Origin of the sequence: Plasticicumulans lactativorans (assembly GCF_004341245.1) — a bacterium.
GTDB classification, from domain to species: domain Bacteria; phylum Pseudomonadota; class Gammaproteobacteria; order Competibacterales; family Competibacteraceae; genus Plasticicumulans_A; species Plasticicumulans_A lactativorans.
On the sequence record NZ_SLWY01000002.1, the window covers coordinates 246,186 to 259,967 of the forward strand.

Genomic DNA, 13,782 nt, shown 5'->3' on the forward strand with positions numbered 1-13,782 from the left:
CCGCCGCGGGGCCGCGACCGGCGCCCCGCGGCGCATCAACGAGAGGAATTACCGTGAGTACCGAGGTCCTGATCCCGCGCCTCGCCGTCATCGGCGTCGGCCTCATCGGCGGCTCGCTGGCGCGCGCGCTGAAGCGTGCGCAGGTGGTGGGCGAGGTGGTCGGCTGCGGCCGCAACGTCGAGCAGCTCGAACGCGCGGTCGCGCTCGGCGTGATCGACCGCTACACCGACGACCCGGCGGCCGCGGTCGCCGGCGCCGACATGGTCGTGGTGGGCACGCCGGTGTCGGCGATGCGCGCCGTGTTCGGCGCGATCCGCGATCACCTCGCGCCGCACGCCGTGCTCACCGACGTCGGCAGCGCCAAGGGCTGCGTGGTCGCGGACGCCGAAGCCGTGTTCGGCACGCTGCCCGAGCGCTTCGTGCCCGGCCACCCGGTCGCCGGCACCGAGAAGAGCGGGGTCGAGGCCTCCTTCGCCGAGCTGTTCGAGCGCCGGCGCGTGATCCTCACCCCGCACGTGGAGAGCGCCGCGGAGGCCGTCGACCGGGTGCGCGCGATGTGGCAGGCGACCGGCGCCGAGGTGGTCGAAATGGGCATCCGCCATCATGACGAGGTGCTGGCGGCGACCAGCCATCTGCCGCACGTGCTCGCCTACACCGTGGTCGACACGCTCGCGAGCATGGACGACCGCGCCGAGATCTTCCGCTTCGCCGCCGGCGGCTTCCGCGACTTCACGCGCATCTCCTCGTCGGACCCGGCGATGTGGCGCGACATCTGCCTCGCCAACCGCGAGTGCCTGGTCGAGGTCATCGACGAGTACATCGGCACGCTCACGCGCCTGCGCGAGGCCCTCGCCCGCGGCGACGAGCGCACGGTCTTCGAGACCTTCCGCCGCGCCAAGCACGCGCGCGACAACTTCTACCGCGAGTGAGGGCGCGATGAAGCTGGGTACGCTGATCGCCATTGCCGTCGTTGGCGGCGGCGCGTGGTTCGCTTTCGAGACTTCGCGCCCGACGGGCGGCCTGCGCGTGCTGCTGGGACCGCCGTCGCCCGCAGCGGCAGCGACCGTTCCTGCCGCTGCGCCGGTTCTGAAGCGTGTGACGACGCCATCCTTCAGCTGTGACGGTCGCACGTACTGCTCGCAGATGCGCTCGTGCGACGAAGCGACCTTCTTTCTGCGCAACTGCCCTGGAACGCAGATGGACGGCGACGGGGACGGCATTCCGTGCGAGAGCCAGTGGTGCCACTGATACAGGATGCGCTCGGCGCCTGAGCGGCGCCTGCCGGGCGCTTCCGTTACAATCCGCGGCCTTCCCGGCCCTGTCTCCCGAGAGCCCGCCATGCTGCGTTTCCGTGGTTCCCCCGCGCTGTCCGCCTTCCGTCTGGAGCAGTTGCTGCGCACCGTGCAGGCGCGCGTACCCGCGGTGCGCGGGCTGTACGCGGAGTTCGAACACTTCGTCGACGGTGCCCTGACCACCCACGACCGCACGGTGCTCGAACGGCTGCTGCACTACGGGCCGAGCGCGAGCGTGCAGGCGCCGCACCGCGAGGCGGATTTCCGCGTGGTGCCGCGCCCGGGGACGATCTCGCCGTGGTCGTCGAAGGCCACCGACATCGCGCACGCCTGCGGCCTTGCGCGGGTCACGCGCATCGAGCGCGGCGTGGCGTGGTGGGTGGACGCCGAGCCCGCGCTCGCCGCCGGCGAACGCGCCGCGGTGGCGGCGCTGCTGCACGACCGCATGGTCGAGGCGGTGCTCGACACCGATGCCGACCCGGCGCAGCTGTTCGTGCACGCGGACCCGCGCCTGCTGGTCGCCGTGGACGTGCTCGGCGGCGGTCGTGCGGCGCTGGAGGCGGCCAACCGCGGGCTCGGCCTCGCGCTGTCGGAGGACGAGATCGACTACCTGCTCGACAACTTCGTGCGGCTCGGGCGCAACCCGCACGACGTCGAGCTGATGATGTTCGCGCAGGCCAACTCCGAGCACTGCCGGCACAAGATCTTCAACGCCGACTGGATCGTCGACGGCGAGGCGCAGGAGGCGTCGCTGTTCGGCATGATCAAGAACACCTACCGGCACGCGCCCGAGGGCGTGCTCTCGGCCTATGCCGACAACGCGGCGGTGATCGAGGGCTTCCGCGCCGAGCGCTTCGCGCCGCAGCCCGGCAGCGGCGAGTACCGCGCCCACCGCGAGCCGGCGCACATCCTGATGAAGGTGGAGACCCACAACCACCCCACCGCGATCTCGCCCTTCCCCGGCGCGGCGACCGGCGCCGGCGGCGAGATCCGCGACGAGGGCGCCACCGGGCGCGGCTCCAAGCCCAAGGCCGGGCTGTGCGGCTTCTCGGTGTCGAACCTGCGCATCCCCGGCTTCGAGCAGCCGTGGGAGGTCGACCACGGCCGCCCGGGGCGCATCGCCAGCGCGCTTTCGATCATGCTCGAAGGCCCGATCGGTGCGGCGGCGTTCAACAACGAGTTCGGCCGCCCCAACCTGTGCGGCTACTTCCGCACCTTCGAGGCGACCGGGCCGGACGGCGAACGGCGCGGTTACCACAAGCCGATCATGATCGCCGGCGGCCTCGGCAACATCCGCGAGGCGCTGGTCGCCAAGGCCGAGCTGCCCGAGGGCAGCGCGATCGTCGTGCTCGGCGGGCCGGCGATGCTGATCGGCCTCGGCGGCGGCGCGGCGTCGAGCATGGCCACCGGGGCGTCGAGCGAGGACCTCGACTTCGCCTCGGTGCAGCGCGGCAACCCGGAGATGCAGCGCCGCGCGCAGGAGGTCATCGACCGCTGCGTCGCGCTCGGCGAGGCCAACCCGATCCTGGCGATCCACGACGTCGGTGCTGGCGGCCTGTCCAACGCCGTGCCCGAGATCGTCCACGGCGCCGGGCGCGGCGGCGACTTCGAGCTGCGCGAGGTGCCGAGCGACGACCCCGGCCTGTCGCCGCTCGAGCTCTGGTGCAACGAGTCGCAGGAGCGCTACGTGCTCGCGGTGGCGGCCGAGGGCCTCGCCACCTTCGAGGCGCTCTGCGCGCGCGAGCGCTGCCCCTACGCGGTGCTCGGCAGCGCCACCGAGAGCGAGCAGCTGGTGGTGCGCGACGCCTGCTTCGGCAATACGCCGATCGACCTGCCGATGAACGTGCTGCTCGGCAAGCCGCCGAAGATGCTGCGCGACGTGCGCCGCGAGGCCGTCACCGGCACCCCGCTCGCGCTCGCGGGAGTCAGCCTCGACGCCGCCGCCGAGCGCGTGCTGCGCCTGCCGGCGGTGGCCGACAAGAGCTTCCTGATCACCATCGGCGATCGCACCGTCACCGGCCTGGTCGCGCGCGACCCGATGGTCGGCCCCTGGCAGGTGCCGGTGGCCGACTGCGCGGTGACCCTCGCCGACTACACCGGCTACAGCGGCGAGGCGATGGCGATGGGCGAGCGCACGCCGCTCGCGGTGCTCGACGCGCCGGCCTCGGGGCGCATGGCGATCGGCGAGGCGATCACCAACATCGCCGCGGCGAGCCTGCGCCGCCTCGGCGACGTGCGCCTGTCGGCGAACTGGATGGCCGCCGCTGGCCACCCCGGCGAGGACGCGCACCTGTTCGACACCGTGCGCGCCGTGGGCCTCGAACTCTGCCCGGCGCTCGGGCTCGCCATCCCGGTGGGCAAGGACTCGCTGTCGATGCAGACGCGCTGGGAGGAGCAGGGCGAGGCGCGACGGGTGACCGCGCCGCTGTCGCTGATCGTCTCGGCCTTCGCCCCGGTGCCCGACGTGCGCAAGTGCGTGACTCCGCAGCTGCGGCGTGACTGCGGCGACACCGACCTGATCCTGGTCGACCTCGGCCGCGGCGCGAACCGTCTCGGCGGCTCGGCGCTGGCGCAGGTCTACGGGCAGCTCGGCGAGCACGTGCCCGATCTCGACGAGCCGACCGACCTCAAGCACTTCTTCGACGCGGTACAGGACTTCCACGACCACGACCAGCTGCTGGCCTACCACGACCGCTCCGACGGCGGCCTGCTGGTGACGCTGTGCGAGATGGCCTTTGCCAGCGGCTGCGGCATCACCGCGCTGCTCGACGATCTCGGCGACGACCCGCTCGCCGCCGCCTGCAACGAGGAACTGGGCGCGGTGCTGCAGGTGCGCGCGGCCGACCGCAACGCGGTGCTGGCGCGCCTGGCCGCGGCCGGGCTGGGGCCGTGCAGCCACGTGATCGGCGTCCCCAACGCCAGCGACCGCGTCACGCTGCTGCACGGCGGCGTCGCCGTGCTCGACCGCCCGCGCGCCGAGCTGCGCCGGCTGTGGTCGGAGACCAGCTACCGGCTGCAGGCGCTGCGCGATCACCCCGAGTGCGCGCGCGAGGCCTTCGAGGCGGCGTGCGACCCTGCCGATCCCGGCCTGCACGCGCAGCTCGGCTTCGATCCGACCGACGACGTCGCCGCGCCGTACCTCGCGGGCGGCGTGCGCCCGCGCGTGGCGATCCTGCGCGAGCAGGGGGTGAACGGGCAGGTGGAAATGGCAGCGGCCTTCGACCGCGCCGGCTTCGCCGCGGTCGACGTGCACATGAGCGACATCATCGACGGCCGCGTCAGCCTGGCGAGCTTCGCCGGGCTGGTCGCCTGCGGCGGCTTCTCCTACGGCGACGTGCTCGGCGCCGGCGAGGGCTGGGCCAAGTCGATCCTGTTCAACGCGCGGGCGCGCGACGAGTTCGCGGCCTTCTTCGCGCGTGGCGACAGCTTCGGCCTCGGCGTGTGCAACGGCTGCCAGATGTTCTCGAACCTGCGCGAGCTGATCAGCGGTGCCGAGCTGTGGCCGCGTTTCGTGCGCAACCGCGTGGAGCAGTTCGAGGCGCGCCTCGCGCTGGTCGAGGTGCTGCTGTCGCCGTCGCTGTTCCTCGCCGGCATGGAGGGTTCGCGGCTGCCGGTGGCGGTGGCGCACGGCGAAGGGCGGGCCGAGTTCCGCTCCGACTCGGGCGCCCGCAAGGTGCTGTCGGCGGAGGTCGCCACGCTGCGCTTCGTCGACAACCGCGGGCGCGCCACCGAGCGCTACCCGGCCAACCCGAACGGCTCGCCCGGTGGCATCACCGGCCTCACCACGCGCGACGGACGCTTCACGATCATGATGCCGCACCCGGAGCGGGTGTTCCGCAGCGTGCAGCACTCGTGGCGCCCGGCCGGGTGGGGCGAGGACGGGCCGTGGCTGCGCATGTTCCGTAACGCCCGTCGCTGGCTCGGCTGACGCCCCGGCCGCGCCGCGGCATCAGGGGCGGCCGTGCCACCCCGCCGCCGCGCGTGCGCGGGCTCTCAGGCCGCGCCGTTCTCGTCGAGGAAGCGCAGCAGGTCGGCGCCGCTCAGCGGCCAGGGGGAGCCGGGGTCGCTTTCGTGCAGCTTGCCCGCGGCGATCCAGGCGTCCACAGAGTGCTGGTGCACGCCGAGCAGGCGCGCGGCGCTCGCGCGCGAGTACATGGCCGAGGGCTTGATCGTGTCGGGGGATGGCGGCATCGGACGGATCCCTGTGGGGCGTGACGTGCGGGCTCGGCCCGGAGGCGGCCGAAGGGCGGCACGCTAGCAGAATCGCCGCGCGCCGGCATGCTCCCGCGCCCCGCGCCCGCAGCGATGCGGCGACAGGGTTGTTAAGATGCGGCGACCGCCACACCGCGACCCACCCACCAGCACCCCGGGGAAGGGCATGGATCTCGTCATCAATCCACGCTACGTCAGCCGTCTCACCCGCGACACCCTCGCGCTGATCCTCGCCGGCGGCAGCGGCGGGCGCCTGCAGGACCTGGTGCGCTGGCGCGCCAAGCCGGGCGTGTACTTCGGCGGCAAGTTCCGCATCATCGACTTCCCGCTGTCCAACTGCATGAACTCCGGCATCCGCCGGGTCTGCGTGCTGACGCAGTACAAGTCGTACTCGCTGATCCGCCACCTGGTGAACGCCTGGGGCTCGCTGAAGGGGGACCTCGGCGAGTTCGTCGAGATCCTGCCGGCCTCGCAGCGCTACTCGAAGGAGTGGTACGCGGGCACCGCCGACGCCGTCTACCAGAACCTCGACATCATCCGGAACCACAAGCCGCGCTTCGTGCTGGTGCTGGCCGGCGACCACGTCTACAAGATGGACTACGGTCCGATGATCGCCTACCACGTCGAGAAGGGCGCCGACATGACCGTGGCGTGCATCGAGGTGCCCTGCGAGGAGGCGCGCGCGTTCGGCGTGATGTCGGTCGACGCCGACAACCGCGTGACGAGCTTCACCGAGAAGCCCGAACAGCCGGAGTGCATCCCCGGCCGCCCCGGCGTGGCGCTGGCGTCGATGGGCAACTACGTGTTCAACACCGAGTTCCTGTTCGAGCACCTGATCCGCGACGCCGACAACCCGGAGTCGAAGCACGACTTCAGCATCGACGTGATCCCCTCGCTGCTCGCCGAGCACCGCGTCCACGCTTACCCGTTCCGCGACCCGAGCACCGGGCGCCAGCCCTACTGGCGTGACGTCGGCACCGTCGACGCCTTCTGGGAGGCGAACATGGAGCTGCTGGAGACCCATCCGGTGCTCGACATCTACGACGAGGAGTGGCCGATCCTCACCCACCAGGCGCAACTGCCGCCGGCCAAGTTCCTGTTCCACGAGCCGGGGCGGACCGGCGTGGCGATCCGCTCGATGGTCTCGGGGGGCTGCGTGATCTCGGGCTCCGAGGTGCTGCACTCGCTGCTGTTCTCGAAGGTGTACGTGCACTCGTACTCGCGCATCGAGGACTCGGTGCTGCTGCCGGGCGTGGACGTGGCGCGGCATTGCCGGATCCGCAAGGCGGTGGTCGACCGCGGCTGCCGGATCCCCACCGGCATGGAGATCGGCTTCGACGCCGAGGCCGACCGGCGACGCTTCATCGTCAGCCCGAAGGGGGTGGTGCTGGTGACGCCCGAGATGCTCGGGCAGGCGCTGCACTATGTGCGCGCCGAGGACATCATCACGCGCCGCTGAGCGCCCGCGCCGCCCCTGTCGTGGCAGCGCGGGCGGCGCGCAAAACGAAACCGCCGCCCGGCGGGGCCGGGCGGCGGTTGGGGAGACGCCGCGCCCGCAGGCGCGTCGACTCAGGCGGCCTGGCGGGGGGCCAGCGCTTGCACGGCCTTCGGCAGCTCGGCGGCGGTTTCCTCGGCGAGCTTGTCGAACTCGGCCTTGAAGCCGTTGCCCAGGTCGGTGAGCGCCTTGGCGTCGTCGAGCAGCTTCTGGCGCAGCGCGGCGACGGTGTCGAGCTGCGCGGTGTAGAACGCCTGCAGGCCCTTGACGTCCTCGACCTCGGCGGCGGCCTTCAGGCGCGCCAGCGACAGGTCGGCATAGCTCTGGGCGGTGGCGAACTGGAAGGCGACCAGCTTCTCGAAGCCGGCGACGGCCAGCTTGTTGGCCTTGACGACGGGGGCGACGAAGGTCTTGTACTGCTCCAGGGCGGTGGCGAACACGTCGGACATGGTTGCATCCTCGCTATGGGGGGGTGGATCGAACATGTTGCGGAGCAGCATAGACAGGTCGATGCTGCTTTGCAATATCGCTGTCAGGGAATTTTCCAGTGGCCTGGAAAGGTGGGTAGACACTAGCGCGGGCGCGTGACGGTTTGGCGATGGCGGGACGGCATCCGTATGATGCGCGCCCTTTCGATCGAGGTAGCCCGTCCGATGTGGTTCAAGAGCCTGGCCCTGCAACGCTTCACCGAACCCTGCACGCAGAGCCCCGAGGAACTCACCGAGGCGCTGGCGCGCGCGCCGTTCCGCCCCTGCGGCGGACAGGACCTGAGCAGCCGCGGCTGGATCGCGCCTATCGGCGGCGAGGGCGCGCCGCTGGCGCATGCCGCCGGCGGTTACGTGCTCGTCTGCCTGCAGACCGAGGACAAGCTGCTGCCCGCCTCGGTGATCCGCGACGTGCTCGACGAGCGCGTGCAGGAGCTCGAGGAGCGCGAGGCCCGCAAGCTCGGCCGTCGCGAGAAGGCCGAGCTCAAGGACGCGGTGATCCAGGAACTGCTGCCGCGCGCCTTCGTGCGCCGCCGCCGCGCCTACGCCTACCTCGATCCGCGCGGCGGCTGGCTGGTGCTGTCGGTCACCTCGCCCAGGCAGGTCGACGACTTCACCGGCACGCTGCGCAAGACCCTCGGCACGCTGCCGGTGGCGCCGCTGCGCGTCGCCGTCGCGCCGAGCGCGGTGATGACGGGCTGGCTGCGCGGCGAGGGGCCGGCGGCGGGCTTCGTGCTCGAGGACGAGTGCGAGCTGCGCGACGGCGGCGAGGAGGGCGGCGTGGTGCGCTGCAAGGGCCAGGACCTCGCCGGCGAGGAGATCGCGACCCACCTCGCCGCCGGCAAGCAGGTCACGCGCCTCGCCGTGCAGTGGAACGAGCGCCTCGCCTGCGTGCTCGGCGACGACCTCGCGGTGCGCCGCCTGCGCTTCCTCGACGTGGTCCAGGAGCAGCTCGAGGACACCCGCGCCGAGAGCCTCGCCGAGGAGCTCGACGCCCGTTTCGCGCTGATGACCGGCGAGCTCGCGCGCTTCCTGCCGGCGCTGGTCGAGGCCTTCGGCGGCGAGGCGCCACGCGCCTGACGCCATTCCCGGCGGCGCGCCGCGCGGCGGTTGTCGCCCGGCGAAACGCCGCTACACTAGCGCGCTCGTTTCGAGCCGCGGGCGTGCGAATCCGATCATGAACATGAACTTCCTCGACTTCGAACAGCCGATCGCGGAGCTGGAGGCGAAGCTCGAAGAACTGCGCAAGCTCTGCACCGACCAGGACCTCTGCATCACCGACGAGATGCAGCGGCTCGAAGCCAAGAGCAAGGAGCTCACCGAGACCATCTTCAAGTCGCTGACGCCGTGGCAGGTGTCGCAGATCGCGCGGCACCCGCAGCGGCCCTACACGCTCGACTACATCGAGCACGTGTTCACCGACTTCGAGGAACTGCACGGCGACCGCGCCTACGCCGACGACGCCGCCATCGTCGGCGGGCTGGCGCGCCTCGCCGGCCGCCCGGTGCTGCTGCTCGGCCACCAGAAGGGCCGCGACACCAAGGAGAAGCTCAGGCGCAATTTCGGCATGCCGCGCCCCGAGGGCTACCGCAAGGCGCTGCGCCTGATGCAGCTCGCCGAGCGCTTCGGGCTGCCCATCGTCACCTTCATCGACACCCCCGGCGCCTACCCGGGCGTGGGCGCCGAGGAGCGCGGGCAGAGCGAGGCGATCGCGCGCAACCTGTTCGTGATGGCCGGGCTGCGCGTGCCGGTGCTGTGCACCGTGATCGGCGAGGGCGGCTCCGGCGGCGCGCTGGCGATCGGCGTCGGCGACCGCGTGCTGATGCTGCAGTACAGCACCTACTCGGTGATCTCGCCCGAGGGCTGCGCATCGATCCTCTGGAAGAGCGCCGACAAGGCACCGGATGCCGCCGCGGCGATGGGCATCACCGCCGACCACCTGAAGAAGCTCGACCTCATCGACGAAGTCATCCCCGAACCGCTCGGCGCCGCGCACCGCGACCTGCCGCTCACCGCGGCGCGGGTGCGCGATGCGCTGATCGCCGCGCTCGGCGAACTCGAGCGGCTGGACGCCGACGCGCTGCTCGAACGCCGCTACGCGCGGCTGATGCGCTACGGCCAGTTCACCACGAAGGATTGAGCCGCCTCCCGGGCGGGCGGCACGGCGTGTCCGCGCTCGCCGCGCCGCTGCACGCCCTCGCCACGCTGCTGGCCGCCCACCCGCAGGTGCGGCGCCTGCGCCTGGCCTTCAGCGGCGGCCTCGATTCCAGCGTGCTGCTGCACCTGCTCGCGCAGGCACGCGACGCGTTCCCCGGATGCACGCTCGATGCCGTGCACGTCGACCACGGCTGGCATGCGCAGTCGGCGGCGTGGGCGCGCGACTGCGTGGCGCGCGCCGCCGCGCTCGGGGTGAGCTGCCACGTGCTCGCCGTCGATGCCCGCCCGCGTCCCGGCGAGAGCCCGGAGGCGGCGGCGCGCGTGGCGCGCTACGCGGCGCTCGCCGCCGGCGTCGACGCCACCACGGCCCTGCTCACCGCCCACCAGCAGGACGATCAGGCCGAGACCGTGCTGCTGCAACTGCTGCGCGGCGCCGGCCCGCAGGGCCTCGCGGCGATGCCGCGCGACGCCGCGTTCGGTACCGGGCGGCACTGGCGCCCGCTGCTCGACGTGCCGCGCACGCAGCTGCATCGATGGGCCGCGGCGCGCGGGCTCGTGTGGATCGACGACCCGGCCAACACCTGCCCCGACTACGATCGCAGCTACCTGCGCGCGGCGGTGATGCCGGCGCTGCAGGCGCGCTGGCCCGCGCTCGGCCACACGCTGGCGCGTGCCGCCGGCCTCTGCGCCGAGGCGGCCGAGGCGCTGCGCACGCAGGCGGCGGCCGACCTCGCGGCGCTCGGGGCCGGCGCGTCGCTGCCGCTGCAGGGGCTGCGGCCATGGCCGTCGCTGCGCGCGCGTGCGGCCCTGCGGGCGTGGCTCGCCGGGCTCGGCGCCCCCGCGCCGTCGGCGGCACAGCTGCAGGCGATGCTCGACGACGTGGCCGCGGCGCGGCGCGATGCGCAGCCGGTGTCGGCCTGGGCGGGGTGGGAGCTGCACCGCCACGGCGGGAGCCTGTACGCCTTCCCGCAGCCGGCGGCGCTGCGCACCTTCGCCGCCGCCGGGGCGCGCTGGGACGCGCCGCGCGGGCAGGCGTGGCGGCGGGACGGCGTCGGCGAGCTGCGCCTGCGGCGCGCCGTCGGCGCCGGCCTGGCCGCCGCGCGCCTCGGCGACGCCGCGCTGTGGCTGCGCAGCCGCGCCGCGGTGGGCGCGGTGGCGTTCCGGCCGGCGCGGCGGGCGGGGGCGCCGCTGAAGAAATGGCTGCACGCCGCGGGGGTGCCGCCGTGGTGGCGCGAGGCCTGGCCCCTGCTGTGCGCCGAGGCGACCGGCGCGCCGATCGCGATCCCCGGGGTCGGCGTGGCCGCGGAGTGGGCGGCGGGCGCCGGCGAGGCCGGCTGGGTGCTCGAATGGTACCCGGCGGCGGCGGGCCTCGACGGCGCGTGCTACCTCGCCTGAGCCGTCGCGGCGGCGCCGGCCGCATGGCATTGGCGGGCCGCTTCCGCTACCATCGGCGCCCTTCCGAGCCCCTCTGAGCCCGCCCCGGCGCGGGCCTGGACCCTCCTCATGACCCGATTCATCTTCATCACCGGCGGTGTCGTTTCGTCGCTCGGCAAGGGCATCGCGGCAGCCTCGCTCGCGGCCATCCTCGAAGCGCGTGGCCTCAAGGTCACGATGATCAAGCTCGACCCGTACATCAACGTCGATCCGGGCACGATGAGCCCGTTCCAGCACGGCGAGGTGTACGTGACCGAGGACGGCGCCGAGACCGACCTCGACCTCGGTCACTACGAGCGCTTCGTGCGCATGACGGCGAGCCGGCGCAACAACTTCACCACCGGGCGCATCTACGAGAACGTGATCCGCAAGGAGCGCCGCGGCGACTACCTCGGCGGCACGGTGCAGGTGATCCCGCACATCACCGACGAGATCAAGCGCTGCATCCGCCTCGGCGCCGGCGATGCCGACGTCGTCATGGTCGAGATCGGCGGCACCGTCGGCGACATCGAATCGCTGCCGTTCCTCGAGGCGATCCGCCAGATGGGCGTCGAGCTCGGCCGCGAGCGCGCGCTGTTCATGCACCTGACGCTCCTGCCGTACATCGCCTCGGCCGGCGAGCTCAAGACCAAGCCGACCCAGCACTCGGTGAAGGAGCTGCGCTCGATCGGCATCCAGCCCGACATCCTGCTGTGCCGCTCGGAGCGCGAGATCCCGGCCGAGGAGCGGCGCAAGATCGCGCTGTTCACCAACGTCGAGGCCAAGGCGGTGTTCAGCGCGGTCGACGCCGACACCATCTACCGCATCCCGCTGATGCTGCACCAGCAGGGGCTCGACGACGTCGCCTGCCAGAAGCTCGGCCTGCGCGCCGACCCCGCCGACCTCGGCGAGTGGGGGCGCGTCGTCGCGCAGATCGAGGCCGCGCAGGACGGGATCGACATCGCCATGGTCGGCAAGTACGTCGACCTCGTCGACGCCTACAAGTCGCTGAACGAGGCGCTGTTCCACGCCGGCTTCCACACCGGGCACAAGGTCCGCATCCACTACGTCGACTCCGAGGCGGTGGAGCGCGAAGGCACCGCCTGCCTCGCCGGCATGGATGCCATCCTGGTGCCCGGCGGGTTCGGCGAGCGCGGCGTCGAAGGCAAGATCGCCGCGGTGCGCCTCGCGCGCGAGCGGCGCGTGCCCTACCTGGGGATCTGCCTCGGCCTGCAGGTGGCGGTGATCGAGTTCGCCCGCAACGTCGCCGGGCTCGACGGGGCGCATTCCACGGAGTTCCGCAAGAACGCCACGCACCCGGTGATCGCGCTGATCACCGAGTGGACCACGCAGGAGGGCGCGGTCGAGCGGCGCAGCGAGGATTCCGACCTCGGCGGCACCATGCGCCTCGGCGCGCAGCCGGCGCGCCTGGTGCCCGGCACGCTCGCCCACGCGGTGTACGGCAGGGACGAGATCTGCGAGCGCCACCGCCACCGCTACGAGTTCAACGACGGCTACCGGCCGTTGCTGGAAAAGGCGGGGCTGGGCTTCAGCGGCTTCTCGGTCGACGGCAACCTGGTGGAGATGATCGAGCTGCGCGATCACCCCTGGTTCCTCGCCTGCCAGTTCCACCCCGAATTCACCTCCACGCCGCGCTACGGGCATCCGCTGTTCGAGGCGTTCGTCAAGGGCGCGGCCACGTATCGCAAGGAGACCCGATGAATCTCTGTGGTTTCGAGGTCGGCCTCGACCGGCCGCTGTTCCTGATCGCCGGGCCCTGCGTGATCGAATCCGAGGGGCTCGCGCTCGACACCGCCGGCGAGCTGCAGGCGATCGCCGCCGAGCTCGGCGTGCCCTTCATCTACAAGAGCTCCTTCGACAAGGCCAACCGTTCCTCGCACGCGAGCTACCGCGGGCCGGGGATGGAGGCGGGGCTGAAGATCCTGGAGAAGGTCAAGCGCGAGCTCGGCGTGCCGGTGCTCACCGACGTGCACGAGGACACCCCGCTCGCCGAGGTCGCCGCGGTCGTCGACGTGCTGCAGACGCCGGCCTTCCTCTGCCGCCAGACCAACTTCATCCAGAACGTCGCGCGCGCCGGGCGCCCGGTGAACATCAAGAAGGGCCAGTTCCTCGCCCCCTGGGACATGAAGCACGTCGCCGCCAAGGCCAAGGCCGTCGGCAACGAGCAGGTGATGGTCTGCGAGCGCGGCGTGAGTTTCGGCTACAACAACCTGGTGTCGGACATGCGCTCGCTCGCGGTGATGCGCGACACCGGCTGCCCGGTGGTGTTCGACGCCACGCACTCGGTGCAGCTGCCGGGCGGGCAGGGCACCTCCTCGGGCGGGCAGCGCGAGTTCGTGCCGGTGCTCGCCCGCGCCGCGGTCGCCGCCGGCGTCGCCGGCGTGTTCATGGAGACCCATCCGAATCCCGACCAGGCCCTGTCCGACGGCCCCAATGCCTGGCCGCTCGGCCGCATGCGGGCACTGCTCGAAACCCTGGTCGAACTCGACCGCGCCGTGAAGCGCTGCGGCTTTCCGGAAATGCAGCTCTAGCCGTGCGCACCGGCGTGGGGCGGTTCGCTCCGTGCCGGTGACGCCCGGCCCGTCCACACGACAAACACACCGAGGAGCCTTTCGCATGTCCGCCATCAAGACGATTCATGGTCGCGAGATACTGGATTCGCGCGGCAACCCCACCGTGCAGGTGGAGATCGAGCTGGCCTCGGGGG

10 protein-coding genes and 1 pseudogene are annotated in these 13,782 nt (G+C 72.3%); 9 read left to right on the forward strand and 2 right to left on the reverse strand.

Annotated elements, in window-relative coordinates; genetic code table 11:
- Positions 1 to 68 precede the first annotated feature (68 nt).
- The 3 genes and pseudogenes from EV699_RS02250 to purL all read left to right on the forward strand — a co-directional run bounded on the left by EV699_RS02250 (position 69) and on the right by purL (position 5,220).
- Complete coding sequence (locus EV699_RS02250; protein WP_132538558.1) at positions 69 to 929, forward strand: prephenate dehydrogenase; 861 nt, start codon at positions 69 to 71, stop codon at positions 927 to 929.
- Positions 930 to 1,107: 178 nt separating this feature from the next.
- A pseudogene (locus tag EV699_RS02255) lies at positions 1,108 to 1,248 on the forward strand (excalibur calcium-binding domain-containing protein); the annotation flags it as partial.
- 90 nt (positions 1,249 to 1,338) lie between these two features.
- On the forward strand, positions 1,339 to 5,220 hold the full coding sequence (gene purL, locus EV699_RS02260) for a phosphoribosylformylglycinamidine synthase (protein WP_132538512.1): 3,882 nt from the start codon (positions 1,339 to 1,341) through the stop codon (positions 5,218 to 5,220).
- A gap of 65 nt (positions 5,221 to 5,285) precedes the next feature.
- Here the strand turns inward: purL and EV699_RS02265 are convergent, their stop codons facing one another.
- The gene (locus EV699_RS02265) at positions 5,286 to 5,483 is read right to left on the reverse strand and encodes a helix-turn-helix domain-containing protein (RefSeq protein WP_132538514.1); all 198 of its coding nucleotides are present in this window, start codon (positions 5,481 to 5,483) and stop codon (positions 5,286 to 5,288) included.
- A gap of 187 nt (positions 5,484 to 5,670) precedes the next feature.
- Between EV699_RS02265 and glgC the strand changes: the two genes are divergently transcribed.
- The gene (glgC, locus tag EV699_RS02270) at positions 5,671 to 6,963 is read left to right on the forward strand and encodes a glucose-1-phosphate adenylyltransferase (protein WP_132538516.1); all 1,293 of its coding nucleotides are present in this window, start codon (positions 5,671 to 5,673) and stop codon (positions 6,961 to 6,963) included.
- A gap of 110 nt (positions 6,964 to 7,073) precedes the next feature.
- Here the strand turns inward: glgC and EV699_RS02275 are convergent, their stop codons facing one another.
- The gene (locus EV699_RS02275; RefSeq protein WP_165903993.1) at positions 7,074 to 7,448 is read right to left on the reverse strand and encodes a phasin family protein; all 375 of its coding nucleotides are present in this window, start codon (positions 7,446 to 7,448) and stop codon (positions 7,074 to 7,076) included.
- Between the two features lie 204 nt (positions 7,449 to 7,652).
- On the opposite strand from EV699_RS02275, the gene rdgC reads away from it, so the two are divergent.
- The 5 genes from rdgC to kdsA all read left to right on the forward strand — a co-directional run bounded on the left by rdgC (position 7,653) and on the right by kdsA (position 13,606).
- Complete coding sequence (gene rdgC / locus EV699_RS02280; RefSeq protein WP_132538520.1) at positions 7,653 to 8,564, forward strand: recombination-associated protein RdgC; 912 nt, start codon at positions 7,653 to 7,655, stop codon at positions 8,562 to 8,564.
- 97 nt (positions 8,565 to 8,661) lie between these two features.
- Complete coding sequence (accA, locus tag EV699_RS02285; RefSeq protein WP_132538522.1) at positions 8,662 to 9,624, forward strand: acetyl-CoA carboxylase carboxyl transferase subunit alpha; 963 nt, start codon at positions 8,662 to 8,664, stop codon at positions 9,622 to 9,624.
- A 26-nt stretch (positions 9,625 to 9,650) separates the two neighbouring features.
- On the forward strand, positions 9,651 to 11,036 hold the full coding sequence (gene tilS, locus EV699_RS02290; RefSeq protein WP_165903994.1) for a tRNA lysidine(34) synthetase TilS: 1,386 nt from the start codon (positions 9,651 to 9,653) through the stop codon (positions 11,034 to 11,036).
- Between the two features lie 108 nt (positions 11,037 to 11,144).
- A complete protein-coding gene (locus tag EV699_RS02295; protein ID WP_207922983.1) occupies positions 11,145 to 12,776 on the forward strand; it encodes a CTP synthase in 1,632 nt (543 codons plus the stop codon).
- Positions 12,773 to 13,606, forward strand: a complete 834-nt coding sequence (gene kdsA / locus EV699_RS02300; protein ID WP_132538526.1) for a 3-deoxy-8-phosphooctulonate synthase — start codon at positions 12,773 to 12,775, stop codon at positions 13,604 to 13,606. The genes EV699_RS02295 and kdsA overlap by 4 nt, the downstream gene beginning before the upstream one ends.
- The last annotated feature ends 176 nt before the right edge of the window (positions 13,607 to 13,782 follow it).